General features: G+C 70.9%; 26 protein-coding genes. 13 read left to right on the top strand and 13 right to left on the bottom strand.

What is annotated here, in order from left to right; translation table 11 throughout:
• Window positions 1–56: 56 nt before the first annotated feature.
• The 3 genes from ABKA17_RS34050 to ABKA17_RS34040 form a co-directional block, all read right to left on the bottom strand.
• Complete coding sequence (locus tag ABKA17_RS34050) at window positions 57–692, bottom strand: 3-keto-alpha-glucoside-1,2-lyase-like domain-containing protein (protein WP_353696178.1); 636 nt, start codon at window positions 690–692, stop codon at window positions 57–59.
• A 170-nt stretch (window positions 693–862) separates the two neighbouring features.
• The gene (wecB, locus tag ABKA17_RS34045) at window positions 863–2,113 is read right to left on the bottom strand and encodes a non-hydrolyzing UDP-N-acetylglucosamine 2-epimerase (protein WP_353696177.1); all 1,251 of its coding nucleotides are present in this window, start codon (window positions 2,111–2,113) and stop codon (window positions 863–865) included.
• Window positions 2,114–2,228: 115 nt separating this feature from the next.
• Complete coding sequence (locus tag ABKA17_RS34040) at window positions 2,229–3,428, bottom strand: glycosyltransferase family 2 protein (RefSeq protein ID WP_353696176.1); 1,200 nt, start codon at window positions 3,426–3,428, stop codon at window positions 2,229–2,231.
• Window position 3,429: 1 nt separating this feature from the next.
• On the opposite strand from ABKA17_RS34040, the gene ABKA17_RS34035 reads away from it, so the two are divergent.
• The 3 genes from ABKA17_RS34035 to ABKA17_RS34025 all read left to right on the top strand — a co-directional run bounded on the left by ABKA17_RS34035 (window position 3,430) and on the right by ABKA17_RS34025 (window position 6,837).
• Window positions 3,430–3,612 (top strand): hypothetical protein, encoded by a 183-nt coding sequence (locus tag ABKA17_RS34035; protein WP_353696175.1) that lies wholly within the window; start codon window positions 3,430–3,432, stop codon window positions 3,610–3,612.
• A 361-nt stretch (window positions 3,613–3,973) separates the two neighbouring features.
• Window positions 3,974–5,791 (top strand): DUF2334 domain-containing protein, encoded by a 1,818-nt coding sequence (locus tag ABKA17_RS34030; protein ID WP_353696174.1) that lies wholly within the window; start codon window positions 3,974–3,976, stop codon window positions 5,789–5,791.
• Complete coding sequence (locus tag ABKA17_RS34025) at window positions 5,788–6,837, top strand: glycoside hydrolase family 113 (protein WP_353696173.1); 1,050 nt, start codon at window positions 5,788–5,790, stop codon at window positions 6,835–6,837. Before ABKA17_RS34030 ends, ABKA17_RS34025 begins: the two co-directional genes overlap by 4 nt.
• Here ABKA17_RS34025 and ABKA17_RS34020 read toward each other — a convergent pair.
• Both ABKA17_RS34020 and ABKA17_RS34015 read right to left on the bottom strand, forming a co-directional pair.
• Window positions 6,824–7,732: a chitosanase gene (locus ABKA17_RS34020; RefSeq protein ID WP_353696172.1), complete on the bottom strand. Its 909-nt coding sequence runs from the start codon at window positions 7,730–7,732 to the stop codon at window positions 6,824–6,826. The genes ABKA17_RS34025 and ABKA17_RS34020 overlap by 14 nt on opposite strands.
• On the bottom strand, window positions 7,729–8,643 hold the full coding sequence (locus tag ABKA17_RS34015) for a rhomboid family intramembrane serine protease (protein ID WP_353696171.1): 915 nt from the start codon (window positions 8,641–8,643) through the stop codon (window positions 7,729–7,731). Before ABKA17_RS34015 ends, ABKA17_RS34020 begins: the two co-directional genes overlap by 4 nt.
• Before the next feature lie 98 nt (window positions 8,644–8,741).
• Here ABKA17_RS34015 and ABKA17_RS34010 point away from each other — a divergent pair, with 98 nt between their 5' ends.
• Entirely contained in the window at window positions 8,742–9,470 is a 729-nt protein-coding gene (locus ABKA17_RS34010) for a vWA domain-containing protein (protein WP_353696170.1), read from the top strand.
• 112 nt (window positions 9,471–9,582) lie between these two features.
• Window positions 9,583–11,217 carry a cytochrome bc1 complex cytochrome b subunit gene (qcrB, locus tag ABKA17_RS34005; protein ID WP_353696169.1) on the top strand — a complete coding sequence of 545 codons (1,635 nt, stop codon included), beginning with the start codon at window positions 9,583–9,585 and terminating at the stop codon, window positions 11,215–11,217.
• Here qcrB and ABKA17_RS34000 read toward each other — a convergent pair.
• Together ABKA17_RS34000 and ABKA17_RS33995 are read right to left on the bottom strand one after the other, a co-directional pair.
• Window positions 11,195–12,178 carry an acyl-CoA dehydrogenase family protein gene (locus ABKA17_RS34000; RefSeq protein WP_353696168.1) on the bottom strand — a complete coding sequence of 328 codons (984 nt, stop codon included), beginning with the start codon at window positions 12,176–12,178 and terminating at the stop codon, window positions 11,195–11,197. The genes qcrB and ABKA17_RS34000 overlap by 23 nt on opposite strands.
• Entirely contained in the window at window positions 12,178–13,317 is a 1,140-nt protein-coding gene (locus ABKA17_RS33995) for an acyl-CoA dehydrogenase family protein (protein ID WP_353696167.1), read from the bottom strand. The genes ABKA17_RS34000 and ABKA17_RS33995 overlap by 1 nt, the downstream gene beginning before the upstream one ends.
• Before the next feature lie 59 nt (window positions 13,318–13,376).
• Here ABKA17_RS33995 and ABKA17_RS33990 point away from each other — a divergent pair, with 59 nt between their 5' ends.
• The 3 genes from ABKA17_RS33990 to ABKA17_RS33980 are packed head-to-tail and all read left to right on the top strand — an operon-like array spanning window position 13,377 to window position 15,990.
• A complete protein-coding gene (locus ABKA17_RS33990) occupies window positions 13,377–14,165 on the top strand; it encodes an SDR family oxidoreductase (protein ID WP_353696166.1) in 789 nt (262 codons plus the stop codon).
• Window positions 14,166–14,180: 15 nt separating this feature from the next.
• Window positions 14,181–14,795: a TetR/AcrR family transcriptional regulator gene (locus tag ABKA17_RS33985; RefSeq protein WP_353696165.1), complete on the top strand. Its 615-nt coding sequence runs from the start codon at window positions 14,181–14,183 to the stop codon at window positions 14,793–14,795.
• 37 nt (window positions 14,796–14,832) lie between these two features.
• Window positions 14,833–15,990: an acetyl-CoA C-acetyltransferase gene (locus tag ABKA17_RS33980; protein WP_353696164.1), complete on the top strand. Its 1,158-nt coding sequence runs from the start codon at window positions 14,833–14,835 to the stop codon at window positions 15,988–15,990.
• On the opposite strand, the gene ABKA17_RS33975 is transcribed toward ABKA17_RS33980, so the two are convergent.
• From ABKA17_RS33975 to ABKA17_RS33960, 4 genes are read right to left on the bottom strand one after another with little or no spacing between them, the layout of a single operon-like run.
• A complete protein-coding gene (locus ABKA17_RS33975) occupies window positions 15,974–17,023 on the bottom strand; it encodes an NAD(P)H-dependent flavin oxidoreductase (protein ID WP_353696163.1) in 1,050 nt (349 codons plus the stop codon). The two genes, ABKA17_RS33980 and ABKA17_RS33975, sit on opposite strands and share 17 nt — an antisense overlap.
• A complete protein-coding gene (locus ABKA17_RS33970; protein WP_353696162.1) occupies window positions 17,023–17,760 on the bottom strand; it encodes a CoA-transferase subunit beta in 738 nt (245 codons plus the stop codon). The genes ABKA17_RS33975 and ABKA17_RS33970 overlap by 1 nt, the downstream gene beginning before the upstream one ends.
• Window positions 17,757–18,560 carry a CoA transferase subunit A gene (locus ABKA17_RS33965; RefSeq protein ID WP_353696161.1) on the bottom strand — a complete coding sequence of 268 codons (804 nt, stop codon included), beginning with the start codon at window positions 18,558–18,560 and terminating at the stop codon, window positions 17,757–17,759. The genes ABKA17_RS33970 and ABKA17_RS33965 overlap by 4 nt, the downstream gene beginning before the upstream one ends.
• Window positions 18,561–19,319: an enoyl-CoA hydratase family protein gene (locus tag ABKA17_RS33960; protein ID WP_353696160.1), complete on the bottom strand. Its 759-nt coding sequence runs from the start codon at window positions 19,317–19,319 to the stop codon at window positions 18,561–18,563.
• A gap of 54 nt (window positions 19,320–19,373) precedes the next feature.
• Between ABKA17_RS33960 and ABKA17_RS33955 the strand changes: the two genes are divergently transcribed.
• Entirely contained in the window at window positions 19,374–20,114 is a 741-nt protein-coding gene (locus ABKA17_RS33955) for an SDR family oxidoreductase (RefSeq protein ID WP_353696159.1), read from the top strand.
• A 1-nt stretch (window position 20,115) separates the two neighbouring features.
• Window positions 20,116–21,021, top strand: coding sequence for an SDR family oxidoreductase (locus ABKA17_RS33950; protein WP_353696158.1), 906 nt, complete (start codon window positions 20,116–20,118; stop codon window positions 21,019–21,021).
• Window positions 21,022–21,091: 70 nt separating this feature from the next.
• Here the strand turns inward: ABKA17_RS33950 and ABKA17_RS33945 are convergent, their stop codons facing one another.
• Window positions 21,092–21,973 (bottom strand): hypothetical protein, encoded by an 882-nt coding sequence (locus ABKA17_RS33945; RefSeq protein WP_353696157.1) that lies wholly within the window; start codon window positions 21,971–21,973, stop codon window positions 21,092–21,094.
• 96 nt (window positions 21,974–22,069) lie between these two features.
• Here ABKA17_RS33945 and ABKA17_RS33940 point away from each other — a divergent pair, with 96 nt between their 5' ends.
• Window positions 22,070–22,504, top strand: coding sequence for a GNAT family N-acetyltransferase (locus tag ABKA17_RS33940; RefSeq protein WP_353696156.1), 435 nt, complete (start codon window positions 22,070–22,072; stop codon window positions 22,502–22,504).
• Here ABKA17_RS33940 and ABKA17_RS33935 read toward each other — a convergent pair.
• A complete protein-coding gene (locus ABKA17_RS33935) occupies window positions 22,491–24,227 on the bottom strand; it encodes a glycoside hydrolase family 35 protein (protein ID WP_353696155.1) in 1,737 nt (578 codons plus the stop codon). The two genes, ABKA17_RS33940 and ABKA17_RS33935, sit on opposite strands and share 14 nt — an antisense overlap.
• An 88-nt stretch (window positions 24,228–24,315) precedes the next feature.
• Between ABKA17_RS33935 and ABKA17_RS33930 the strand changes: the two genes are divergently transcribed.
• Window positions 24,316–25,206: a helix-turn-helix domain-containing protein gene (locus ABKA17_RS33930; protein WP_353696154.1), complete on the top strand. Its 891-nt coding sequence runs from the start codon at window positions 24,316–24,318 to the stop codon at window positions 25,204–25,206.
• 235 nt (window positions 25,207–25,441) lie between these two features.
• On the top strand, window positions 25,442–25,792 hold the full coding sequence (locus ABKA17_RS33925) for a chorismate mutase (RefSeq protein ID WP_353696153.1): 351 nt from the start codon (window positions 25,442–25,444) through the stop codon (window positions 25,790–25,792).
• Window positions 25,793–25,915 lie beyond the last annotated feature (123 nt).

The raw sequence follows: 25,915 nt of genomic DNA, 5'->3' as shown, positions 1-25,915 counted from the left end.
CGGCGCCCGCCTTCCTCGTCCCCGACCGGACGGAAGACGGGCGCCGTCGCATGCCGTCAGCCCGAACCGGCCTCCAGGCCCTCGAACTCCACGGTGGCGTCCTCGGTGTACGCGCCCACCCGGCCCTGGAGATAGGGGCGTTCGGCGTCGGTGAAGTCCACCAGTGGCTTGCCGCCCACCGACACCTTCAGCTCGGCGCCGCGCTGCTCCACCGCCACCGACGACCAGTCGCCCACCGGGAACTCCTCGTGCCCCGTGGCCAGGAACCGCTGCCCGCCCGGATACGCCGGGTCCCGCTTGCCGAGCTCCCAGCCGTTCGGCTTGAGGGTGATGTAGTAGAAGTGCTCCGCGTCGGTGTACGCCCAGACCAGCCACGGCACCTCCCACGGATTGGGGTGCGGGATGCGCAGCTGCTCGACCGTCCGCATCCGAGCGTCGAGCCGTACGTCGTCGTAGGAGGCGGTGCTGACGACGAGCCCGGCATGGGTGGTGCCGGGGTCCTCGGCGGGCATCGGGGACAGGGTCAGGGAGTCGTCGTCGCCGGTGTTGGTGCCGTGGCCGTTGAACACCGAGGTCCAGCGGCCGTGGGTGGAACCGTCGGCCCAGGGAGCGGTCCGTGGTGGCTCGGGGTCCGAGCCGCACTGGCTCAGGGTGACGGACAGGACGACCGCCAGCCCGAGCGCCAGTGCCACTGCGGCGACGATCCGGCTCCTGCGCCCCGGCGGGGGCACCGACGGTTCTCCGGACGGCGGCCCCGGCGGACGCGCCGACCGGATCCCCGTCCGGAAACCCGTCCGGATCCCGGTCCGAAGTCCCTGTGGAATCAGGGGGATTCGGCCGCGGGAGCGCAGGAGTGACGGCGTCATGCCGTCGAGTATGGCCCGGATGCCGTCAGACCGACCGGGACATCGGCGGCGAAGTCCTCCGCCAGTTGGGCCAGGATCCGGCGCGCGGCCGTGCCGTCGCCGAACGGATTGCCCGCGTCCGCCATCCTGCGGTACTCCACCGGATCGTCGAGGAGCCTCTCCGCCCAGGTCACGATGGCCTCCGGGTCGGTGCCGACCAGCCGGGCCGCCCCGGCCTCGACCGCCTCGGGCCGCTCGGTGGTGGTCCGCAGCACGAGCGAGGGCTTGCTCAGGCTCGGGGCCTCCTCCTGGATGCCGCCGGAGTCGGTGAGGACGAGGTCGCACTCGGCCAGGGTGGCCGCGAAGTCCAGGTAGCCGAGCGGTTCGACGAGGAAGATGCCCTCGTGGTCGCCGAGTTCCGGCAGTAACACGTCCCGCACGGCCGGGCTCTTGTGCAGCGGCAGCACGATCTCCACGTCCCCGCGCCGGGCGAGCCGGGTCAGCGCCCGGCCCATGCCGCGCATCCGCTCGCCCTGGTTCTCCCGGCGGTGCAGGGTGACCAGGATCCGCTTGGGGCCGCCCTCCCGGCGGACCGGCCCGTTCGGATCGATGCCGGGAGCCCGTGCCTCACGGTCGGCCTGATCCGCCGGAACGGACCTGGTGGCGGTGCGGAACGCGGAGGCTCCGGTGCCCTCGGCCAGCACCCACAGCAGGTTGTCGATCACCGTGTTGCCGGTGGTGAACACCTGCTCCTCGGCGACGCCCTCCTCGGTCAGATGCCGGGCCGCGGCCTCGGTCGGGGCGAAGTGCCAGCGGGCGATACGGCCGATGAGGCTGCGGTTGAGCTCCTCCGGAAAGGGGTTGTCGATGACACCGGTACGCAGACCGGCCTCGACATGGGCGACCGGGATCTTCTCGTAGAAGGCGGCCAGCGCGCCGGCCAGCGCGGTCGTGGTGTCCCCCTGCACCACGACCAGGTCGGGGCGCTGCTCGCGCATGACCCCGCCGAGCTCCCGGACCAGCCGGGCGGTGAGGTCGGACAGCTGCTGCCGGCTGCGCATCACGTCGAGCGCGATCCGTACGTCGACGCACAGCATGCCGAGCATCTGGTGGAGCATCTCGCGGTGCTGGCCGGTGGTGACGACGATCGGTTCGAACTGCGGACCGGCGGCCATCGCACGGGCCACGGGGGCCAGTTTGATCGCTTCCGGCCGGGTGCCGAGCACCAGCATGGCGCGCACGGGCACGGCAGACGGGTGTGTGGACATGGGTGCCCCCCTTGGGCATGCGTGATCGACACGACGATCACGTGAGGGTGATGAGAGGTACTGCGGTGATGGGAGACGAGGACCCGCGCGGGGATCGGGCGCGGCCTGAATGTCCTCAGGTGCGAGCGGTCTTGAGCCAGCCCCGCTGGCCGGTGAGCAGCCGCCAGAATCCCCACCAGCCGGCGGCGAACCAGATGTAGCCGTAGAAGACGAAGACATGGGCGAGCAGCACCGAGCGCACCAGCCCCAGTTTCCGCTCGCGCTTGGCGTACACGAAGCCGTACGCGTAGGCGGCGGTGAACGAGAGCAGGTAGGGGCCGAGCAGCCACATGGGCGAGACGAGGGGCTGTCCGGCCTGGACGGAGGCCACGGTGGTGGCGCCGACGGCGACGAGGAAGGACAGCGGCAGCAGCGAGGTGAGCAGGATGAGCACCGGGCTGGAGAGGTGGTACAGCAGGTCGAGCGCGGCCCGGGTGGGCACGTCCCTGAGGATGAGCGGGACGAGACCGGCCGACTGGAGATGGCCCTGGAACCAGCGGGAGCGCTGGCGGATCAGCCGGCGCAGGCTGAGCACGGCCTGCTGGGAGACCGCGGCGGTGGTGCAGTGCTGGTTGGTCCAGCCCTTGGCGATCAGCCGTACCCCGAGGTCGAGGTCCTCGGTGAGGCTGTCGCTCCAAGGCCCGTCCCCGTCCAGGGTGTTGAGCGCCGACAGCCGCATGAACTGTCCGTTGCCGCCCATGCCCACGCTGCCGATGGAGCGGCGGGCGCTCTGGAAGACGTCGCCGTAGACCACGAACTCCATGTCCTGCATGCGGGCGAGCAGTCCGAGGTGCCGGTTGTACATCCGGACGCAGACCTGGACCGCGCCGGTGCGCGGGTCGTCGAAGTACGGGTCGACCGACTGCACGACGTGCGGGTCGAGCCGGCCGTCCGCGTCGACCACGCAGAGGACCACGTCCGCGGGGTCGTGGCCGGCCAGCAGACCGGATTCCCGCAGGTGCCGTACCCCGTCGTTGAGCGCGGCGCCTTTGCCTCTGCGGGCGTTCGGCGGAGTGCGCCGGTGCAACCTGACCAGGGTCGGGTGGGCGGCCAGGGCGATCTCGGAAGTTCGGTCGTCGGAGCCGTCGTCGATCACCAGTGCCATGAAATTCCGGGCGGGCAGCGAAGTGATCCGCGCGAGGCTTTCGGAAAGCACTTTCTCCTCATTGAGGCAGGCGAGGAGAAATACATAGAACCGGTCTCTCCGGTCTGTTCGGGAACGGCGAATTCTGCGCCTGGACAGCAGATAGAGGCTGGTGTTGTAGCAGCCCGCCATTATGATCAAGGTGACGCTCGACCACAGGAGCAGTTCAGTGATCATGGTTGCTCCCGGCGGTGGCCTGCGCCTTTTGGGCCTGGCGGCGCAGCTTTATCCGGGCGAGCAATATCAGACAGGCGGTCAGGCAATAGAGTATGAATCCGGCCCCGGCCGTCGCCTGCAGGGCTTTGGCCAAAGGTAGCCCGGGCACGGCTTCTGGCGCGGCCATCGCCCCTGCTAGAGGCAGTAGAGCCCCCAGGGCGGGTCGTCCGTACATTGTCCCCCCACACATTTCACAGCGCGTCCCCATCGCGCGAAGGTGAACGTAGCAGACGTCGAGGGCGAGTCTGAAGACTATTCGGAAAAAGGACATGTCCGATCTTCCAGTAGCGTCACCTGGTGCTCCGGGAATTCACCCTTCTGCCCATTGACACCCTTCGTGGCCGTCATAAGAATCGGTGACTTCCTGTTGTGAAAAACCTTTGCCAAGGATTGGCAAAGTGGGGGGAATGATCGTGAGACCAATGATCCGTCCTCGGAGACGAGGATTCCCGAAGTTTTCCGTGATCCTTCTTCTGGTCGCCGCCCTGCTGAGCGGCACTTTCCTGGCCGCGGGCGCCCAGGCCGCACCCGGCGGGGACCGGCCCGGCCACGAGAACGTCGGTGGGAAGTCCGGACTGAGCCGCGTCGACCTCAAGGGCTGGGCGAAGGCGCAGCTCAAGGCCGACCGGGCCCGGCACACCAAGCAGCGGCAGAAGGCGTCTCCGGCCACGTTGTCGGCCGCGTCCGCCTTCCCGGTCCAGACCGCGTCGGCCGTGACCCGGCAGGCCACCCTGCTCGGGGCCGCCGACGTCGCCGCCGCGGCCGACCCGGCCACGCTCGTGCTCTACGACACGGCGGGCCCCTACGGGCAGTTGGGCGAGCTGTACGCCATGGCTGCGGCCAACCTCGCGGGCCACTTCGGCACGGTGACCGCCAAGCCCGTCCAGCAGTACACCGCCGGCATGGTGAACTCGTACGCGGCCGTGATCTACATCGGCTCGACCTACTACTGCTGCGACACCCCGGACGCCGTCCCGGCCGCCTTCTACCAGGACGCCTCCACCACGACCAAGCCCGTGATCTGGATGGGTGCCAACATCTGGAACATGGCCAACTCCGTCGGCGTAGCCCAGTTCACACAGAAGTACGGCTGGGACCCGACGACGTCGTACTACGAGGACGGCGGTTCGATCGGCACCGTGACACAGGTGACGTACAAGAACCAGGCCCTCACCCGGAAGATCCCGGCGGGCCAGGACGGTGGCGTGCTCCGCCCCAACGTCCTCACCGGGCCCGGCTACCCCGCCGTCACCAGGCTCGCGGAGGGACTGGACACCTCCAACACGCACACCTTCGGATGGGCCGTGCGGTCGTCCAACCTCACGTACATCGGTGAGATCCCCTTCGCGTACGTCTCCGAGAGCGACCGGATCATCGTCCTGGAGGACCTCCTCTTCGACGCCCTCGCACCGGCCACCACGGAACGGCACCGCGCGCTGCTGCGCCTGGAGGACATCAGCCCCAACTCGGAACCCTCCGAACTGCGGGCCATGGCCGACCTGTTGCAGTCGGAGAACATCGCGTACGGCATCAACGTCATCCCCGTCTACACCGACCCCAACGGCACCTACAACAACGGCGTCCCGGAGACGGTGACGCTCGCGCAGCGGCCGCAGGTGGTCAACGCCCTGAAGTACATGCTGGCCCGGGGCGCGGTCCTGATGAACCACGGCTACACCCACCAGTACGGCAACGTCGCCAACCCCTACAACGGGGTCACCGGCGACGACTTCGAGTTCTACCGGGCCCACGTCGACGCCTCGGACAACGTCGTCTACGACGGCCCGGTCGCCGGGGACTCCACCGCCTGGGCGCAGGGCCGGGTGACCAGCGCGCTCGCCGGGTTCGCCGCCGCGGGCCTGCCGAAGCCGACCCTGTGGACCACCCCGCACTACGCGGCATCGGCCACCGACTACCAGGTGTTCGCCGCCAACTACGCGGCCCGTCTGGAGCGTTCGCTGTACTTCTCCGGAACGCTCAGCGGCAACTCCGCCGGACCCAACGTGTTCATCGGCCAGTTCTTCCCGTACGTGGTGAACGACGTGTACGGAACCAAGGTGCTGCCGGAGAACATCGGCAACTACGAGCCGGACGCGTACAACAACCATCCGCCACGGCTGCCGGCCGACCTCATCGCCTCGGCCAAGGCCAACCTGGCCGTCCGCGACGGGTTCGCCAGCTTCTTCTACCACCCGTACTTCCCGACCCAGCCGCTCAAGGAGACGATCGACGGCATCGAGGCCCTGGGCTACACCTTCGTCAGCCCGACGAGCCTGTGAGGGCAGCCGCCCCGAGGAGGAGGGTCGTCGCCGCAGCCGCGGTGGCGACCCTCCTCGCCGCCGGATGCACCACCGTCGGCACGGATCCCAAGCCCGGCGAGGGGTCTGCCGTCATGCGCGGCATCACCCTGCCCTCCTGGTACCGCAGCGACTACGACAGCCCGGCCGCCGACCGCTATCTGCGCGGTATCAGGGCCACCGGCGCCCGCTGGATCACCCTCACCCCGACCTGGTACCAGAACCGCCCGACCGACTCCGTCATGCACACCACCGAGGAGACCGCGAGCGACGCGAGCCTGCGCCGGATCGTGCGCCGCGCCCACGCCCTCGGCCTCAAGGTGATGCTCAAACCGCACATCGACCTGCCCGGCGACCAGGACCGCGCCGACATCCGGCCCCGGGACCGCCGTGCCTGGTTCACCGCGTACCGCCGCTTCATCACCCACTACGCCGACCTGGCCGCCGGCACCGGCGCCGAGCAGCTCGCGGTGGGCACCGAACTCGCCGGGGTCTCCGGCGACCACACCGCCTGGAAGGGTGTCATCGAGACGGTCCGCGACCACTACGACGGCCCCCTGACCTACGCCGCCAACTACGACGAGTACCGCGCGATCCGCTTCTGGAGGTCCCTCGACCTCATCGGCATCGACGCCTACTGGCCGCTGTCCGACACCCCCACCCAGGACGTCGGCCGGCTGCGCCGCGCCTGGCGGCAGATCCGCGAGGAACTCGCCGCGTACGCCCACGACCAGGGCCGCCGCATCCTGTTCACCGAGGCCGGCTACGTCAGCCAGCGCGGCTCGACGACCGCCCCCTACGCCTGGGACGTCAGCACCCGCCCCGCGCCCGCCGAACAGGCCGCCGCCTACCGGGCGTTGCTGGAGACCTTCACCGGCCGCCGCTGGTGGGCCGGGGTGTGCTGGTGGATGTGGGACGACTGGCCCGACAGCGGCGAGACCCCGGCGAGGCTGGCGTACACCCCGCACGGCAAGCCCGCGGAGGAGGTGCTGCGGGCGAAGTGGGGTGCCTCCGCTACGGCACCCTGAACGTCTCCCCGTACACCTGCCACGTCAGCGGCGTCTGAAGGTCCAGTTTCCCGTCGTACAGGAAGCGCCGCTGGGCCGTGTCGACGCGGGTGGTGTCGATGTCCGCCTTCCTGCTGCGCATGGCCTGCTCGCGGATGTCCAGGAAGATGTCGAGGTAGGCCTTCTCGGAGCCGCCCTCGGAGGGCAGGTCGGCCTCGTGGAGGGCGCGTTCGCGCAGGCCGTAGAAGCTGGTGGCGTTGGTGCCGGGGCCGTGGAAGACCATCGCGTCGTAGTAGACGAACTGACCGAGCGTGCCCAGGCCGTCGAGCTTGGCGAGGCGGACCGCCGGGTCGAAGTAGACGCGGTCGCGTTCGGCGTCCTGGGCCTCGCGGAAGGCCGCCACCCTGGCCTCCGCCTTCCAGGCCTTGGTGAAGCCCGGGCCCAGGCCCTCGTGGGAGTCCGTGCCGTCGACCTCGCGCAGGGCGGGGAGGTAGCGGGCGAGGCCGTTGCCGGGGTGGGCCTCGGTGTAGCGCTCGACGAGGGTGAGCAGGTCGTGGGTGCCGGTGCAGAAGCCGATGATGCCCGCGGTGTAGCCCTGACCGTCCCCGATGTCCTCGATGTAGCCGTAGGCGGAACGCCAGTCGAGGGTGGAGTTCTCGGCGCTCGCCACGATCTGCTGGGCCAGCTCCTTCTTGGCGGGCGCGGCGAGCCCGGCCGGCAGCGCGGCGAGCGCCTTGTCGTCCGCCGCCCGCTCCTCCTCGGCCCTGCTCTTGGCCTCCTCGCGGGCCGACTGGGAGGCGGACACCGTGGGCCGCGCCGGGGCGTCCGCGGAGTCCGTGGGGCCGAGGAGGTACACCGCGGCCGTGACGGTCACCGGAACGGCGGCCGCGTACAGCAGCACTCGCGCTCGTCTCACTGGGTCAGCTCCGAGATTCTCCACACCGACAGGGCCACGAGCACCGCCAGCAAGGCCACGCACGCGGCCGCCTGGAGCAGACCGCGCTTCGGTCCCCGGGGAGCGTACGCGTAGGCCAGCGTCACCGCGCCACCCGTGAGCAGGCCGCCGAGGTGACCCTGCCAGGAGGTGAGGCCGGCGGAGAGCAGCAGCCACAGGAGCAGGATCGCGATGAAGCGGTTGACCGCCCGCATGTCGGCGTCCATCCGCCGGGCCATGACGTAGTACGCGGCGCCCAGGCCGAAGATTGCCCCCGACGCGCCCAGGGACTCCGTCCCGGGGTCGGCGAGGAGCAGCTCGGCCACGGAACCGCCGACCGTCGCCAGCAGGTAGAGCGCCAGATAGCGGACCCGGCCCAGCGTCGGCTCCACCACCCGCCCGAGCTGCCACAGCGCCGCCATGTTCATCACGATGTGCAACAGGCCGAACGTTCCCTCGGTCGGCTCCAGATGCAGGAACCCACTGGTCAGCAGCCGCTCCCACTGCCCCGCCACCACGCCCTCGGCGTGGAAGTCGGACGGGTGGGAGGACTGGTAGACGTAGTGGAGGCCGTCCGGGCCCACCAGACCGGCGGCCAGCATCGCGAAACGGTCCACGATCTGCGGGCGGACCACCTCGGCGACGTACGCCAGGACATTGAGCCCGATCAGGACGTACGTCACCAGCGCCACCGCCGAGACCCGCCCGCCGACGACCGTACGGGCCTGGCGGACGGACCGCGCGCCCTCCTTCACGCACTCCGGGCACTGGTGGCCGACGGAGGCCTCGCGCATGCAGTTCGGGCAGATGTACCGGTCGCAGCGGGTGCAGCGGACATGGGACTCCACCTTGGGATGGCGATAACAGGTGGTGAGGGTGGACTCGGGTTCCACGGCCGCGGCTCCTCGGGAGATGAGACGATCTGTGAGCCGGTGGGGACGGCGGCGAACAAAATAGCGAACGGCTGTGAAGAGAGCGAAGGCGGGGGAACATGGCGGCGATCAGTCTGACCAAGGTCGAGGAGACGGCACCCGCGCTGGTCAGCCTCTACAAGAGCGCGGGAGTCTCACTGCGCAAGCACGGGCTCGACGGGCTGCGGGCCGCGGTCTACCTCGTCGTCGACTACTCCGGGTCGATGAAGCCGTACTACAAGGACGGCAGTGTGCAGGCCCTCGCCGACCGGGTGCTCGGGCTGTCCGCGCATCTCGACGACGACGGCACCGTGCCGGTGGTGTTCTTCTCCACCGACGTGGACGCCGAGACGGAGATCGCGCTCGCCGACCACCAGGGGCGAATCGACCGGATCGTGGCCGGGCTCGGGCACATGGGCAAGACCAGCTACCACCTGGCGATGGACGCGGTCATCGACCACTACCTGGACAGCGGCTCGCGGGAACCGGCGCTCGTGGTCTTCCAGACCGACGGCGGGCCGATCAACAAGCTCGCCGCGGAACGGTACCTGTGCAAGGCGGCGAAGCTCCCGCTGTTCTGGCAGTTCATCGGGTTCGGGGACACCCGGAGCAAGCAGTTCGACTATCTGCGCAAGCTCGACGAGCTGTCCGTGCCGGACAAGCGGGTCGTCGACAACGCCGGGTTCTTCCACGCGGGGGCGGAACCGCGGAAGGTGTCCGACGCGGAGCTGTACGACCGGATCGTGGGCGAGTTCCCGAAGTGGCTGGTGGCGGCGCGGGCGCAGGGGATCGTCCCGCCGGGCGTCTGAACCGGCGCCTGAATCGGCCTCCGAACCAGCGGCCGGGAAGCGGCCCTTCCCGTTGGCTTGGCCGCGTCGTCGTGCCACTCTGAAAGTGATCCGACGACGGAGGCGACGGCCCATGGACGGCGCGCGATCGGTGAACGGGACACGGGGGCGGACCCCCGCCAAGGGCGAGAAACTCGCCGACTGGGCGGACGGGCGGCTCGGTCTGTACGGGCTGGCCAAGGCCAACATGCGCAAGGTCTTTCCCGACCACTGGTCCTTCATGCTCGGCGAGGTCTGCCTCTACAGCTTCCTCGTCATCATCCTCACCGGCATCTACCTCACCCTGTTCTTCGAACCCAGCGGCGTCGAGGTCGTCTACAACGGCTCCTACGAGCCCCTCAACGGCATCGTGATGACCCGCGCGTTCGAGTCCACGCTCGACATCAGCTTCGACGTGCGCGGCGGACTGCTGATCCGGCAGATCCACCACTGGGCGGCGCTGGTCTTCGTCACCGGGATGCTGGTGCACATGATGCGGGTGTTCTTCACCGGCGCCTTCCGCAAGCCGCGCGAGGTCAACTGGGTGTTCGGCTGGACCCTGTTGATGCTCGGCATCCTCACCGGTCTGACCGGCTACTCCCTCCCCGACGACCTGCTCTCCGGCACCGGCATCCGCTTCGCGCAGGGCGCGATCCTGTCGGTCCCGATCATCGGGACGTATCTCTCCTTCTTCCTGTTCGACGGCGAGTTCCCGGGACACGACATCATCCCGAGGCTGTTCCCGATCCATGTACTGCTGCTGCCCGGGATCATGCTGGGCCTGGTGGTCGCGCATCTGATCCTGGTCTTCTACCACAAGCACACGCAGTACCCGGGGCCCGGCCGCGACGAGAAAACGGTCGTCGGGATGCCCTTCCTGCCGGTCTACACGGCCAAGGCGGGCGGCTTCTTCTTCCTCGTCTTCGGGGTGCTGGCGCTCATGGGCGGCCTCGCCCAGATCAATCCCGTGTGGGCGTTCGGCCCCTACCGGCCGGACCTGGTCACCACGGGCGCCCAGCCCGACTGGTACCTCGGCTTCTCCGAGGGCCTGATCCGGGTGATGCCGGGATGGGAGATCAGCGCCTGGGGCCACACCCTGGTGCTGGGTGTCCTCATCCCCTTCTCGCTCTTCCCGCTGATCCTGCTCGCCCTCGGCGTCTATCCCTTCGTCGAGGCGTGGATCACCGGCGACAAACGCGAGCACCACATCCTGGACCGGCCGCGCAACGTCCCCGTGCGCACGGGCCTGGGCGTGGCCTGGCTGAGCCTGTACGTGGTGCTGCTGATCGGCGGCGGCAACGACATCGTGGCCACCCATCTGCATCTGTCCATCAACGCCATCACCTGGTTCGTCCGGGTCTCCTTCTTCGTGGTGCCGGTGCTCGCGTTCCTCGTGACGAAGCGGATCTGTCTGGGACTTCAGCGCCGGGACCGGGACAAGGTGCTGCACGGCCGGGAGACGGGCGTCATCAAACGGCTGCCGCACGGGGAGTACGTCGAGGTCCATGAACCCCTCGCGCAGGAACAGCTGCACACCCTCACCCAGCACGAGCAGAACCCGCCGTACGAGATCGGCCCCCTGGTCGACAGGAACGGGGTGCGGCGGCCGGTGACGGTCTCCCAGCGGGTGCGGGCGCGGCTGGCGTACGTGATGTTCGGGCCTCAGACACGGATCGCGAAGCCGACGGCGGAGGAGTACCGGCAGCTCACCAGCGGCGACCACCACTGAGGAGGACGGCGGCCCGGCACTCGTCCGGGGTGCCCCAGGCGGTGCGCAGGGCGCGGGCCTTGGTCAGCCACAGCGACAGGTCGTACTCCGCGGTGTAGCCGATCGCGCCGTGCAGTTGGAGCGCGGTGCGGGCGGTCCGGTACGCCGCCTCGCACGCCGTGACCTTGGCCGCGGCGACGTCGCTCTCGGTCAGCGTGAGCGCGGCGCCGAGGACGAGGGGGCGGGCGAACTCCAGGGCGATCTTCGCGTCGGCCAGTTGGTGCTTGACGGTCTGGAACGAGCCTATGGGGGCGCCGAACTGGGTGCGCTGCTTCACATAGGCGACCGTTCTGTCGAGCAGGGCCAGGCCCACGCCGAGGGCCTGGGCGGCGGTGGTGAGACCGGCCAGGAGGAGGGCGGAGGCGAAGGGCGGGTCGACGGCGAGGAGTTCGCCGGTGCGGGGAGTCTCGTAGAGGCGCCGGGCGGAGTCGAGGGAGGGGTGCAGGGGGCCGGGCGGGGGAGCGAGGCGGAGTTCGGCGGGCGCCGGGTGGGGCGGGAGGGTGAGGGTCAGCCGTAGGTCCGCCACGTCCGCGTCCAGTGCGTACGGTCCGGTCGCCAGGGTCGCCGTCGACTCGCCCGACGCCAGCGCGGGCAGCAGGCGCTTGGCCGGGTCCTGGTCCTCCAGTCCGGCCAGCAGTGTCGCGACCGCGACCGTCTCCACCAGCGGGCCGGGCACCGCGTGCCGCCCCAACTCGATGAAGGACAGGGCGAGTTCCACAGGGCGGGGCCCCAATCCCCCGTGCGCCTCCGGCATCGCCAGCGCGAAGACGCCCGCCTCGGCGACACGGCGCCACAGCGCACGGCCGCTCCCGTGCTCGCCGCGGCTCCAGTCCCGGATCACCGACGGCGTGTCCGAGGACGTCAGGAGTGCGTCCAGCGAGGCGGCGAAGGCGCGTTGCTCGGCGTCGAGGAGGAACCGCATCACCGGCGTCCCTTCGGCAGACCGAGCAGGCGCTCGGCGATGATGTCGCGCTGGATCTCGTTGGTGCCCGCGTAGACGGGGCCGGCGAGGGCGAAGACGTAGCGCTCGGACCAGTCCGTGTCCGCCAACTCGCCCTCGGGGCCCAGGAGGTCGAGGGCCGTCTCGTGCAGCGCTATGTCGTACTCCGACCAGAACACCTTGTTCAGGCTGGACTCCGGGCCGAGCAACTCGCCGTCCAGGACGCGGGAGGCGGCGGCGTAGGTGTACAGCTCGTAGGCGCGGGCGCCGATCAGGGCGTCGGCGACGCGGGCGCCGGTGTCGTGGGGCCGGTCCTCGCCGATCCACAGCGCCGCGAGTCGGTTCGCCGCCGCCAGGAAACGGCCCGGTGAGCGCAGCTTCAGCCCCCGCTCGTTCCCCGTCGTCGACATCGCGATCCGCCAGCCCTGGCCCGGCTCGCCGATCACGTCCTCGTCCGGCACGAACACCTCGTCGAGGAAGAGCTCCGCGAAGGCCGGTTTGCCGTCCAGGCGGGCGATCGGGCGGACCGTGACACCGGGGGCGCGCAGGTCGAACATGAGGTACGTCAGGCCCTGGTGGGGCTTTTGGGTGTCCGGGTCGCTGCGGAACAGGCCGAACGCGCGGTCCGCGAAGGCCGCCCGGGACGACCACGTCTTCTGGCCGCTCACGAGCCAACCGCCGTCCGCGCGGATCGCCTTCGAACGCAGGGACGCCAGGTCCGAACCCGCCTCCGGCTCCGACCAGGCCTGCGCCCAGACCGCCTCGCCGCTGGCCATCGGCGGCAGCACACGCGCGCGTTGCTCCTCCGTGCCGTGGTCGAAGAGCGTCGGGGCGAGGAGGCTGACGCCGTTCTGGTTGACGCGGCCGGGGGCGCCCGCCGCGTAGTACTCCTCCTCGAAGAGCAGCCAGCGCACCAGCCCCGCGTCCCGCCCTCCGTACCGCGTCGGCCAGTCGACCACCGACCAGCGGTTCGCGGCCAGTTCGGCCTCCCACGCGCGGTGCGCCGCGAATCCCTCCTCGGTCTCCAGGGAGGGCAGTGGCTCCGGCGGCACACGGTCGGTGAGCCATGCGCGGGCCTCGGCCCGGAAGGCCTCCTCTTCCCGCGTGAAGGCGAGGTCCATCGGCGGCAGCCCTTCGACGATGCTTCCCTAACAAGTGTTTGGTAGGTTAGCGTGGCCCTATGACAGGCGTCGAGAGTCCGGCGTACGAGCCGGGGCGCGGGCTGCTGAGCGGGCGCACCGCCGTCATCACCGCGGCGGCCGGTGCCGGCATCGGCGGTGCCACCGCGCGGCGGTTCCTGGAGGAGGGCGCGCGGGTGCTGATCAGCGACGCGCACACACGCCGGCTCAAGGAGTACGAGGCCGAACTGGCGGCCGAGTTCGACGCGGGCTCGGTGACCGCGCTGCCCTGTGACGTGACCGACGAGACCCAGGTGCGGGCGCTGTTCGAGGCCGCCGTGGAGGAACACGGCCGACTGGACGTCGTCGTCAACAACGCGGGGCTCGGCGGGACCTCGGACCTCGTCGACATGACCGACGAACAGTGGTCCCGGGTCCTCGACGTCACACTGAACGGCACCTTCCGGTGCACCCGGGCCGCGCTGAGGTCGATGCGGGAGACCGGCGGCGGCGTGATCGTCAACAACGCCTCCGTCGTCGGCTGGCGCGCGCAGGCGGGACAGGCGCACTACGCCGCCGCGAAGGCCGGCGTCATGGCGCTGACCCGGTGTGCGGCGATGGAGGCCGCCGCGTACGGCGTGCGCGTCAACGCGGTCGCGCCGAGCCTCGCCATGCACCCGCACCTGGTGAAGGTGACCACTCCGGAACTGCTGGAGGAACTGACCGCGCGGGAGGCGTTCGGGCGGTACGCGCAACCCTGGGAGGTCGCCAACGTGATCGTGTTCCTGGCCTCCGGCTACTCGTCGTACATGACCGGTGAGGTCGTCGCCGTCAGCAGCCAACATGCCTAGGGCCAGAATGATGTCGTGCCGACCAAGAAGAAGCCGCAGGTGACCCCCGCCGCGCCCGCCCGTCGCCGGGAACTCCTCGACACCGCCGCCGAGGTCTTCGCCGAGCAGGGCTACAACGCCACCACCGTCCGGAAGATCGCGGACCACGCGGGCATGCTCGCGGGCAGCCTCTACTACCACTTCGACTCCAAGGAGTCGATGCTCGAGGAGATCCTGCGGACCTTCCTCGACGAGCTCTGGGACGGCTACGACGGCGTCCTCGCCGCCGAACTCGGGCCCCGCGAGACGCTGGAGGCCCTGGTCACCGAGTCGTTCCGGGAGATCGACCGGCACCGCGCCGCCGTCGCGATCTACCAGAAGGAGAGCAGACAGCTGGTCGCGCAGGAGCGGTTCGGCTTTCTCGCCGACTCGCAGCGCAAGTTCGAGAAGGCGTGGCTGTCCACGCTGGAGCGCGGGGTGGCCGCCGAGGTGTTCCGGGCCGACCTCGACGTCCGGCTCACCTACCGCTTCGTGCGCGACACGGTCTGGGTCGCCGCGTCCTGGTACCGGCCCGGTGGACAGCACAGCCCGGAGGAGATCGCCCGGCAGTACCTGTCGATGGTGCTGGACGGGATCGCCGTACGTGAATAGCCGTTGATGTGCCCTTAACCGCAAGGGAGTTGCTGCCATGGCCGAGGCCTACATCGTCGAAGCGGTCCGGACGCCCGTCGGGCGGCGCAAGGGAGGACTCAGCGGGGTACATCCCGCCGACCTCGGCGCGCATGTGCTCAAGGAACTGGTCGCGCGGGCGGGGATGGACCCGGCCGCCGTCGAGGACGTCGTCTTCGGCTGTCTCGACGCCGTCGGGCCGCAGGCCGGGGACATCGCGCGGACCTGCTGGCTGGCGGCCGGGCTGCCCGAGGAGGTGCCGGGCGTGACCGTGGACCGGCAGTGCGGCTCCTCGCAGCAGGCCGTGCACTTCGCGGCGCAGGGCGTGCTGTCCGGTACGCAGGACCTGGTGGTCGCCGGTGGTGTGCAGAACATGTCCCTGATACCGATCGCCTTCGCGACCCGGCAGGCCGCCGAGCCACTGGGGCTCACCCAGGGCCCGTTCGCCGGGAGCGAGGGCTGGCAGGCGCGGTACGGGGGCAAGCCGGTGAACCAGTTCGTCGGCGCCGAGATGATCGCCGCGAAGTGGGGGATCAGCCGGCAGGACCAGGAGGAGTTCGCGCTGCGGTCCCACCAGCGGGCGGTACGGGCGATCGACGAGGGGCGCTTCGGGCGGGAGACCGTGGCCTACGGGGACGTCACCGTCGACGAAGGGCCGCGCCGGGACACCTCGCTGGAGAAGATGGCCGCGCTGAAGCCGGTCGTGGAGGGCGGCACGGTCACCGCCGCGTGCTCCTCGCAGGTCTCCGACGGGGCGGCGGCCATGCTGCTGGCCTCGGAGCGGGCGGTGCGCGAGCACGGGCTCACTCCACGCGCGCGCGTGCACCACCTCTCCGTGCGGGGCGAGGACCCCATCCGGATGCTCACCGCGCCCATCCCCGCCACCGCCCACGCCCTGAAGAAGACCGGCCTGACCATCGACGACATCGACCTCGTCGAGATCAACGAGGCCTTCGCCCCGGTCGTCCTCGCCTGGCTCAAGGAGACCGGGGCTGACCCGGAGAAGGTCAACGTCAACGGGGGCGCGATCGCGCTGGGGCATCCGCTGGGCGCGACAGGGGTCAAGCTGATGACGACCCTGCTGCACGAACTGGAGCGCACGGGCGGGCGGTTCGGACTCCAGACGATGTGCGAGGGCGGGGGCCAGGCGAACGTGACGATCATCGAGCGGCTCTGAGGCTCTCCATCACCTCCTCCGCCTCCTTCATGATCCGCTCCACCAGCTCCGCGCACGACGGCAGGTCGTCGATCACCCCGGCGACCTGCCCGGAGGCCATGACCCCGAGATCCGTACGGCCGTCCACCATCGCCGACCTGAGCAGCATGGGCGTGTTCGCGGCGAGGAGGACCTGGCTCCAGGTGAGGTCCTTGCCGTGTCTGAGGGCGAGGCCGTCGCGGAGCATCCCGCGCCAGGTGAGTCCGGACAGACGCCGGAAGCCGGCCGCACGGCGGATCGCTCGCAGCAGGGACCTCGCGCGGCCGGAGCTCTCCAGCTCGGCCACCAGATCGGTGCGGAGCATGCGGTGCGGCAGCCCGTCGACCGCCCGGGTCACCGTCACGTCCCGCACCGTCGCCGCGAGGTAGCGCGCCTTCACCGCGTCCGGCACCGTCGAGTCCGACGTCAGCAGGAACCGCGTACCCATCGCGACCCCCGCCGCCCCGTACGCCAGCGCCGCGACCAGGCCCCGCCCGTCGAAGAAGCCCCCGGCGGCCACGACCGGGATGTCCACCGCGTCCACCACCTGCGGCAGCAGTACGGTCGTCGCCACCTCGCCGGTGTGCCCGCCGCCCTCTCCGCCCTGCACGATCACCGCGTCCGCCCCCCACGCCGCGACCTTCTCGGCGTGCCGGCGGGCCCCGACGGACGGGATCACGACGAGGCCCGCCTCCTTGAGCTCGGCGATCAGCTCGGCGGAGGGCGCGAGGGCGAAGGAGGCGACCCGTACGCCTTCCTCGATCATCAGGCGCACCCGGTCGCCGGCGTCCGTCGCGTCGGCGCGGAGATTGACCCCGAAGGGCGCCTCCGTACGGGACCTGACCTCGCGTACCGCCTCCCGCAGCTGGTCGAGGGTCATGGTCGCCGAGGCCAGGATGCCGAGCGCGCCCGCGTTCGCCGTGGCCGACACCAGACGGGGGCCCGCGACCCAGCCCATGCCGGTCTGTACGAGCGGATGGCGGACGCCGACCAGCCGGGTCAGTGCCGTGTCCATCAGACGGCGACCTCCCTGACGCGGACGCCGGCCGGGTCGAGCACCTCTCGGATCAACTTCAGCTCGTCCGTGCTCGGTTCACGGGTGTACGGCACCTCTTCCGGGACGGTCAGGGCGAAACCCGTGGCCTCCGCAACCTGTTCGACGCTCACCCCCGGGTGCAGCGAGGCCAGCCGCATCGAGTGGTCCGGCGTGGCGAAGTCGAAGACGCCGAGGTCGGAGACGACCCGGGGGATGCGGTGATGGCGGGCACCGATGCCGGCCGCGTGGTCGTAGCCGACCCCGCAGACCATGTCGACCTTCTCCACGAAGACCCGCCGGGAGTGCCGGGGCACCCAGTAACTCGTCGGGTTGTTGAGGGTGTTGACGGGTGCGCCCCGCACCCCGAGCAGCTGCCGCTTGGGCTGCGCCCAGTCGCCGATGCAGGAGATGTTCTGGTTGCCGTAGCGGTCGATCTGGCTCGCGCCCATCATCACGTGCCGCCGGCCGCGCGTGACCAGGGCCAGGTGCTGCCGGTAGGGCAGCCAGCCCTCCACGGTGCCGTCCGGGCGGACCAGCAGTGCCTCGCCGTCGGTCAGCAGCAGGTCCGGTGCGAAGGTGAGCCGGGCGAGGCGGGCCCCGACGGAGGGGATCAGGCCCATGGGGCTCGCCAGGATCTCGCCGCCGTCCCGCCAGGCCTCGGCGCAGGCGATCACGCAGTACTCGGCGCGGGTGGGCGCCGCAAGGGAAGCGGTCACGATCCCTCCTCCAGGTACCGCGCCGCGAACTCCGGCCACGGGGTGGTGGCATACGCCTTCTGTGCGGCCTCGTCCCGGCCGTAGTCCGGCGCGCAGGACGTGAAGTGCGCCCCGTTCGGCGCCTCCACGACTCCGGTGACGGTGTGCCGTTTGATCAGCAGGGACTGCGGTGCCGCCTCCTTCGTCAACTCGGCGGTGTCGACGAGCCGTTCGCACGAGACGTACGCCGTGTCCGCCGCCTCGCAGAAGAGGTCGTCGAAGTACGGGTCCGGGCCCAGGTACTGACCGTTGCCCAGCCGGTCGGCGCGGTTGACGTGGACCAGGGCCGCGTCCAGGCGCAGGGCGGGCATCGCCACGAAGGACTCCCCGTCGTCGTACGGCGAAGTCACCGTCCGCAGGCCGGGGTTGACCCGCATGACGTCCGAGCCGAGGCCCGCGCGCACCGGGAGGAAGGGCAGGCGGTGCGCGGCGGCCCGCAGCCCCCACATGAACATGGCCTCGTCGATCTCCGTCAGCTCGAAGTCGCCGCGCTCGCGGGCCGCGCGGTAGTGCGGCTCCAGGGGGATCGAGTCGAGGGTGACGAAGGCCGCCACCAGTTTCCGGATCCGTCCGGCGGCGGCGAGCATGCCGACGTCCGGGCCGCCGTACGAGACGATCGTGAGGTCGGTGATCTCCGACCGCAGCAGGGCCCTGACCAGGGCCATCGGCTTGCGGCGGGAGCCCCAGCCGCCGATGCCGAGGGTCATGCCGCTGTGCAGCCGGGACACGGCCTCCTGCGCGGTCATGGTCTTGTCGCCCATCTAACGGCCCTCCTTCCCGAACCTGTCGCGGATGCGGTCGGCCACCCCGGAGGTGCTCGCCTCGTAGGTGAAGCCCTGCTCGAAGCGGTAGCTGCGATGCACGTCGACCGGGTCGACGCCGTTGATGGCGGCCTTGGCGAGACGGAGCAGCTCTCCGTCCTTGGCGGCGATCTCGCGCGCCAACTCCAGTGCCGCCGCGTGCAGTTCGGTACGCGGTACCACCCGCCACACCGACCCGTGCGCGTGCAGCTCGGCCGCGGTCGCCGTGCGCGAGGTGAAGTACAGGGCCCGCATGAGGTGTTGGGGGACCAGTCGGGCCAGATGGGTGGCCGCGCCGAGCGCGCCCCGGTCCAGCTCGGGCAGTCCGAAGGTGGCGTCCTCGCTCGCCACGATCGCGTCCGCGTTGCCCACCAGGCCGATCCCGCCGCCCAGGCAGAAGCCCTGCACCGCGGCCACCACGGGTACCTCGCAGTCGTACACCGCCGAAAAGGCCGCGTAGCAGCCGCGGTTGGCGCCGACGAGAGCCGAAGGGCCCTGTGCCTGGATCTCCTTGATGTCCACGCCCGCGTTGAACCCCCGGCCCTCGGCGGCCAGCACCACGCACCGCACCCGAGGGTCACGGCCCGCCGAGCGCACGGCGTCGGCGAGGGCGAACCAGCCGTCCACCGGCAGGGCGTTCACCGGTGGGAAGTCGACCGTGACGACGGCGACGCCGTCCTTTTCGGACCCCTTTTCCGGGGACGAGGTGGAGACACTCATGGAAGCATCAGCTACCTTTCCACCAAACGTTTGTTAGGTGGAGGGTAGCGGCGAATGGAGCTCAAGGGGAAGGTCGCGGTCGTCACCGGCGGTACGCGGGGAGTGGGTGCCGGGATCGCGCGGGCGCTCGCGGGCGCGGGGGCGCAGGTCGTGGCGTGCGCGCGCCGGGCGCCCGAAGTGCCGCTCGACGGCGTTGAGTTCGCCCCGCTGGACGTGCGGGACCCGGCCGCCGTACGCGCCTTCTTCACCGCGCTGCCCCGCCTCGACGTCCTCGTCAACAACGCGGGCGGCGGACCGTACCGGCTCCTGGCGGACGCGGACGCCGAGCGGCACGCGCGGGTCGTCGAGCTCAACCTCCTCGCCCCGCTGACGGTCTCCCTCGCGGCGTACGAGCACCTGAGGCGGTCGACGGGCTCGGTCGTCATGATCGGCAGCGTCAGCGGCAGTCGTCCGTCGCCCGGATCGGCGGCGTACGGGGCGGCGAAGGCCGGACTGGAGAACCTCGCCCGGTCGATGGCGGTGGAGTGGGCGCCGGACATCCGCGTGAACACGCTGGTCGTCGGCATGGTGCGCACCGAGCTGGCGCACCTCCACTACGGCGGCGCGGACGGGGTCGCAGCCGTGGCGTCCACCGTCCCGCTCGGACGGCTGGCCGAGCCCTCCGACATCGGCGCCGCCGCCGTCTTCCTCGCCTCGGACGCCGCCGCGTACATCACCGGGTCCTCGCTGCTGGTGCACGGGGGCGGGGAACGGCCGCTGTTCCTGGACGCGGCAACTGCCAACAAGGAGACGTGAGATGAGCGGAATCTGCGACGGCCGGGTCGTCGTCGTCACCGGAGCGGGCCGGGGCCTCGGCCGGGCCCACGCGCTCGCCTTCGCGGCCGAGGGAGCGCGGGTCGTGGTCAACGACCTCGGAGTCGGACTGGACGGCTCACCCGGCGCCGACAGCCCCGCCGCCCAAGTGGCCGCCGAGATCCGGGCGGCGGGCGGCGAGGCCGTCACCCACGGCGGCGACATCGCCACGACGGAAGGGGCCCGCTCCCTGATCACCGCCGCCCTGGACACCTACGGCCGGCTCGACACCCTCGTCAACAACGCCGGATTCCTACGCGATCGGATGCTCGTCAACCTCGACGAGGAGGACTGGGACGCGGTGACGCGGGTCCACCTGAAGGGCCACTTCCTGCCGCTGAAGCACGCCGCCGCGTATTGGCGGGCCGAGGCGAAGGCGGGGCGCATGCCGGTGGCGCGTGTGGTCAACACCAGTAGCGGAGCAGGGCTGTTGGGGTCGGTCGGGCAGGGGAACTACAGCGCGGCCAAGGCGGGAATCGTGGGCTTGACGCTCGTCGCGGCCGCTGAGTTCGCGCGGTACGGCGTCCAGGTCAACGCCATCGCCCCGGCGGCCCGGACCCGGATGACGGAGCGGGCGTTCGCCGAGACCATGGCGGCCCCGGACTCGGGCTTCGACGCGATGTCCCCGGAGAACGTCTCGCCGCTGGTGGTGTGGCTGGGGTCGGAGGCGAGCGCGGGGGTGACGGGGAGGGTCTTCGAGACGGAGGGCGGCCGGATCACGGTCATGGAGGGGTGGAGGGCGGGACCGAGCGTGGACAAGGGGGCGAGGTGGACACCGGCGGAGGCGGGGGAGACGGCACGGGAACTGCTCGGCCGGGCGGAAGCGCCGGGACAGGTCTACGGGGCTTAGGGGGACTGACTCAGGGGCGCGGGGAACTGCGCGACCAGCCCCCACGAGCCCGCGGACAACGACGCACCTCTTACGTGTCGCACTCCAACACCGTCCGACACAACCCACACCGCGCCCGAACCCGCCCCCGCACCGGCACCCTGATCTTCTGATGACAGGTAGGACAGGGAAAGGAAACCCGCAACCCCCCGGCACCCCCGTCGGGCGTGAACGCATAGGACGCCCCGGACTGCGGAACATGAGCACGCCGATCCCGCGCATACCGCCGCCGCCCAGCCCAGCCGGCAGCGGTGAGCGGAGGCTGCTGCTCGTCCTCCCGCGCCTTCGCCATCCCCTTCACATACGCTGTGTAGGCCTGCGGACTGGTGAACCAGACCGACGGATCCTCGCCGAACACCAGCGCCCGCTTGGCCAGCACGTACCCGAACTCCTCCGGCGTCAGATACCCCAGCTTCTGCGAGGACGCCGAGTCCTCCCGGTACGCGTCCAGCAGCAGCCACCCGGCGCCCAGGTACGTCGTCGCCGTGTCCGTGAGGATCTCGTTCTCCGGGAGCCCCGGGAACGACAGTCCGAGCCGGTGGAGGTAGACATGCATGACCTCGTGCGCCAGCGCCGCCCCGATGTCCCGTCGATGGGTCCGGAAACGGTCGTTCAGCTCGACGAAGTACTCGGGCCCCGCGGCCAGTTCGACGTTGGCCGCGTGGGTCATCTCTCGGAAGCCGACGATCAGCCGGGCGTCGGGGAGCCGGTAGTGCCGCACCAGCTCGCGGGCGACGCGCTGTGCGCCCAGATGGAGATCGTCGGTGTCGCAGAAGGCCACGTCGGCGGGGGCCACGCTGGTCGAGAACGTCTGGACGGTGTCGTAGGACAGCCGTTTCCAGAGCGCGGTGATCGAGGCCCGCACCGTCTCCAGGTGCGGGTAGCCGTGCTCGACCGGTCCGTCGTTCGCCACGCCCGTACCCCCAAGACGCCCTGAACCCGCTTCCACTCTACGAGGGTGCGAGCGGATTTTCCCCGGTCGGACGGCCGGCCTGGCATACTCCCGGCCGTGATCATCGAACCCGGAGCTTCTTTGACGGTCGGCGGCAAGGACGATGCCCTGGAGCAGCGTCTCGACGACGAGCTGACCGCCTTCAACGCCGAGGCGACCGGTGCCGGGACCCCGGCGCCGCTCACCGTCCGGGTCAGCGACGCCGACGGGGAGCTGGTCGGAGGGCTCACCGCGTGGATCTGGGGTGCCTGCTGTGCCGTGGACATGCTCTGGGTGCGCACGGACCAGCGGCACGCCGGCTGGGGGAGTCGGCTCATGCGCGCCGCCGAGGAGGAGTCCGTGCGGCGTGGCTGCACCGAGATGATCGTCTCCTCCTTCACCTTCCAGGCCCCGGACTTCTACAAGGGGCTCGGTTTCCGCGAGACGGGCCGTACCGAGGGCATCCCCGGTGGGCACCAGGACGTGCATCTGCACAAGGTCATCGGCTCCTGAGGTACGGCGCTCGCGTGGCCGTTCCCGAGAGCTCCAGCACCCACACGTCGTTGCCGCCCTCTCGCAGCACCGGGCCGGGGACGTACAGCGTGTGCTGGGGGCCCATGGACCAGTAGCGGCCCAGGTTGAAGCCGTTGATCCAGACGAACCCCCGGGTCCAGCCCGGTAGTTCGAGCACCGCGTCACCCACGCCCCGCACGGTGAGGGTGCCGCGGTAGAGGCCGGGAGCGCCCTGACCGTCGTACGGCTGGAAGGGCACGCCCGAGATGTCCTCCAGCGCGTCCAGCCGCAGCCCACGCGCGCGTACCCCGTGCAGATACTGCCGTTCGTGCAGCAGGCCCCCGGTGATCCCCTTCGGCTCACCGGTCCGCGGGCCGTAGTTGACCCGCCCCAGGGACTCCACCCACAGCTCCACGCGCGCGTGCCCGGCGACGGGCTCCTCCAGCCGCTCGTCCTCCTCGGTGAGCACCCCGGCCCGCTTCCCGTCGACGTACACCACTGCCAGGTCGCGCAGCCCGCGTGCGATCAGCGGGTACGGCTGCCGGGGCCCCGGAACCGTCACCTCGTACCGCACCAGGCCCCGGTCCACGTCCAGTTCCTCGAAGGTGGGCGGCACGGGGGTCGTGGTCTCCGGGCCGCCGAGTGTCGCCAGTACGTCGGTCAGGGGGGCCCAGCCGGTCAGGTCCATCTCGGCCGGGGTACCCAACTGTGCGGGGGCCGGAGGGAGTTCCGGCAGTGGGTCGTCGGCGTACTCGGCGAGTACCTCACGAAAGCGCCGGAACTTGTCGGTGGGGAGGCCGAATTCGTCGATCGGCGCGTCGTAGTCGTACGACGTCACGTCCGGCTCCAGCGGGCCGTCGTGCAGATCACCGCCGCCCCGGTTCGCCCCCGCCCACCCCGCGAAGCTCGTCCCGCCGTGCGCCATGTAGAGGTTCACGGAGGCCCCGCACTCCAGGATCTCCCGCAGGGCCGCCGCCGCGTCCCCCGGATCCCGTACGACGTGCTCGGCGCCCCAGTGGTCGAACCAGCCGCACCAGAACTCCATGCACATCAGCGGGCCGTCCGGGCGGTGCCGGCGCAGGGTCTCGAAGGCCACGCGCGCGTGGGAGCCGAAGTTGACCGTGGCGAGGACACCCGGGAGCGAACCGCCGGTCAGCATGTGGTCCTCGGGGCCGTCGGAGGTGAAGAGCGCAGCCGTGACGCCCGCGTCCCGCAGGAGGTCGGCGAGCCATCGCAGATAGGCCGCGTCCGAGCCGTAGCTGCCGTACTCGTTCTCGACCTGGACCATGATCACCGGACCGTCGCGGTCGATCTGCCGGGCCACGACCTGGGGCAGCAGCCGGCGGAACCAGCGTTCGACGTGCCCCAGGTACTCCCGGTCGCCGGTGCGTGGCCGGCCCGTCAGCCAGTGCGGCAGGCCGCCGTTCTCCCACTCGGCGCAGATGTACGGCCCCGGCCGCACGATCGCCCACAGCCCCGCCTCCCGGGCCGCGTCCAGGAAACGACCGAGGGCCTCCACATCGTCGTAGGCGCCCGGTCGCGGCTCGTGCAGGTTCCACGGGACGTAGGTCTCCACGCAGTTGAGGCCCATCGCCCGCAGCATCGCCAGCCGGTGTCCCCACTGCGCCTCGTGCACCCGGAAGTAGTGCAGCGCGCCGGACAGCAGCCGCACCGGCCGCCCGTCCAGCAGGAAGTCCGTGTCCCCCACCGTGAACTCGCTCATACCCCTCACCCTCGCCTCTGGCGCAGGTCAGGGTCCATGGACAAAGATCGGCGCAGCTTGGACGGAAGGAAACGGAAGGGGGCCTTCGATGTATCAGACCTGGATGCGGTTCCTCACGCCCGGCCCCGCCCACCACCGCCTCGGCCTCGTCTGTCTCGGCGTGGGCCTCCAGTACGGCGCCCTGCCCACCGTGGGACCGCGCACCCTGGACCACCATGTCGCCGTCGTCATCAGCGCCGGCGGCGGCTGGTACGAGGACGCGCGCGGCCGGCGTACCACCGTGACCGCGCCCGCGCTGCTGTGGCTCACCCCCGGCGTCCCGCACCACTACGCGCCCGACCCCGGCACCGGCTGGGACGAGGGGTTCGTCGACTTCACCGGGCCCGCCACCGCCACGTACACCGAACTCGGCTACATCGAGCCCGACCGGCCCGTCGTGCCCCTCTCCGACGCCGCCGGACCGCGTGCCGTCATCGGCCGTATGGCCCGCGCCGCGCGCCGCGACAATCCCCTGCTGGAGGTCGAGACCGGCGCCGCCGTGCACGAACTCCTCGTGGCCCTGCGCCGCGCCCGCGCCGACCTCGCCCCCGACGGCCACCAGGTCCTCAAGGCCCTCGCCGACGACGCCTGCAAGCCGATGACGGTCGCCGACCACGCCGCCCGGCACGGCATGACCCTCGCCGAACTGCGCACCGCCGTCCGCCGCGGCGCCGGATGCAGCCCCAAGGACTACCTGCTCGGCATCCGCCTGGGCCGCGCCAAGGAACTCCTCGCCGCCACCGAACTCCCCGTCGCCGCCGTAGCCCGCCGCGTCGGCTACGACGACCCCGCCTACTTCTCCCGCCTGTTCACCCGCCGCGTCGGCACCGCCCCCGTCCGCTTCCGCGCCCAACAGGGCCGCACCGTCCCCGGTGGCTGGAGCGACCGGGTACCCGACCCCGACGATCCACCCCGGCTGCCCGGGACCGGTGCCCCGTGAGGGGCCCGCTGTCGGCTGTGCTGGTCCGGTGCGTGTTCGGGCCTGGTAGGGCCGAGCCGTGTCCGGGGGCGGTCGGAGTGGCCGGGCGCTGGCTCCGGGCAATTCGCCGCGGTTGCCGCCCAGGTGCGCTTCGCGTTCAAAGGCGGTGTCGTGTCCGGCGTCCGGAGCGACCGGGCCCCCGGCTCCGACGATCCGCCCAGGATCCCCCGCACCGGTCCACGTAGGCTGGTCCGCCATGACCACCAGCAACAACGGAACCGGTGACGTCGACCCCGCCGTGCGCGAGGAACTCGTCCGGCTGCGCGACAGCATCGACAACATCGACGCCGCCGTCGTCCACATGCTCGCCGAGCGCTTCAAGGCCACCCAGCAGGTCGGCCTCCTGAAGGCCAGACACCAGCTGCCGCCCGCCGACCCGGCCCGCGAGGCCCGGCAGATCGAGCGGCTGCGCAGCCTCGCCGAGAACGCCAAACTCGACCCGGCGTTCGCTGAGAAGTTCCTCAATTTCATCATCGCCGAGGTGATCAGGCATCACGAGCGGATCGCCGAGGACGCCGTCAACGGCGGCCCGTCACAAGGGGACTGACCTCGGTCGACGGCATGGGGGAGTGACAGGCGGGCCCGCGGGAGGCATGCTGCGCTGTGCACTCCTTGTCAGCTGGCGAGCACTCCCCGTCAGCTCTTCGGACATAAGCTGGTTGTCCCATGC

This window comes from Streptomyces sp. RG80, from assembly GCF_040446465.1.
Taxonomy (GTDB): Bacteria; Actinomycetota; Actinomycetes; order Streptomycetales; family Streptomycetaceae; genus Streptomyces.
Note: the sequence above shows the minus strand (reverse complement) of the source record. Positions and strands in the feature narration are given on the sequence as shown.

Coding starts and splice junctions, on each gene's coding strand:
- wecB (WP_353696177.1), bottom strand. CDS start 2,113: ATGTCCACACACCCGTCTGCCGTGCCCGTGCGCGCCATGCTGGTGCTC.
- ABKA17_RS34040 (WP_353696176.1), bottom strand. CDS start 3,428: ATGGCGGGCTGCTACAACACCAGCCTCTATCTGCTGTCCAGGCGCAGA.
- ABKA17_RS34035 (WP_353696175.1), top strand. CDS start 3,430: ATGATCAAGGTGACGCTCGACCACAGGAGCAGTTCAGTGATCATGGTT.
- ABKA17_RS34010 (WP_353696170.1), top strand. CDS start 8,742: ATGGCGGCGATCAGTCTGACCAAGGTCGAGGAGACGGCACCCGCGCTG.
- qcrB (WP_353696169.1), top strand. CDS start 9,583: ATGGACGGCGCGCGATCGGTGAACGGGACACGGGGGCGGACCCCCGCC.
- ABKA17_RS34000 (WP_353696168.1), bottom strand. CDS start 12,178: ATGCGGTTCCTCCTCGACGCCGAGCAACGCGCCTTCGCCGCCTCGCTG.
- ABKA17_RS33995 (WP_353696167.1), bottom strand. CDS start 13,317: ATGGACCTCGCCTTCACGCGGGAAGAGGAGGCCTTCCGGGCCGAGGCC.
- ABKA17_RS33990 (WP_353696166.1), top strand. CDS start 13,377: ATGACAGGCGTCGAGAGTCCGGCGTACGAGCCGGGGCGCGGGCTGCTG.
- ABKA17_RS33980 (WP_353696164.1), top strand. CDS start 14,833: ATGGCCGAGGCCTACATCGTCGAAGCGGTCCGGACGCCCGTCGGGCGG.
- ABKA17_RS33975 (WP_353696163.1), bottom strand. CDS start 17,023: ATGGACACGGCACTGACCCGGCTGGTCGGCGTCCGCCATCCGCTCGTA.
- ABKA17_RS33965 (WP_353696161.1), bottom strand. CDS start 18,560: ATGGGCGACAAGACCATGACCGCGCAGGAGGCCGTGTCCCGGCTGCAC.
- ABKA17_RS33960 (WP_353696160.1), bottom strand. CDS start 19,319: ATGAGTGTCTCCACCTCGTCCCCGGAAAAGGGGTCCGAAAAGGACGGC.
- ABKA17_RS33955 (WP_353696159.1), top strand. CDS start 19,374: ATGGAGCTCAAGGGGAAGGTCGCGGTCGTCACCGGCGGTACGCGGGGA.
- ABKA17_RS33950 (WP_353696158.1), top strand. CDS start 20,116: ATGAGCGGAATCTGCGACGGCCGGGTCGTCGTCGTCACCGGAGCGGGC.
- ABKA17_RS33935 (WP_353696155.1), bottom strand. CDS start 24,227: ATGAGCGAGTTCACGGTGGGGGACACGGACTTCCTGCTGGACGGGCGG.
- ABKA17_RS33930 (WP_353696154.1), top strand. CDS start 24,316: ATGTATCAGACCTGGATGCGGTTCCTCACGCCCGGCCCCGCCCACCAC.
- ABKA17_RS33925 (WP_353696153.1), top strand. CDS start 25,442: ATGACCACCAGCAACAACGGAACCGGTGACGTCGACCCCGCCGTGCGC.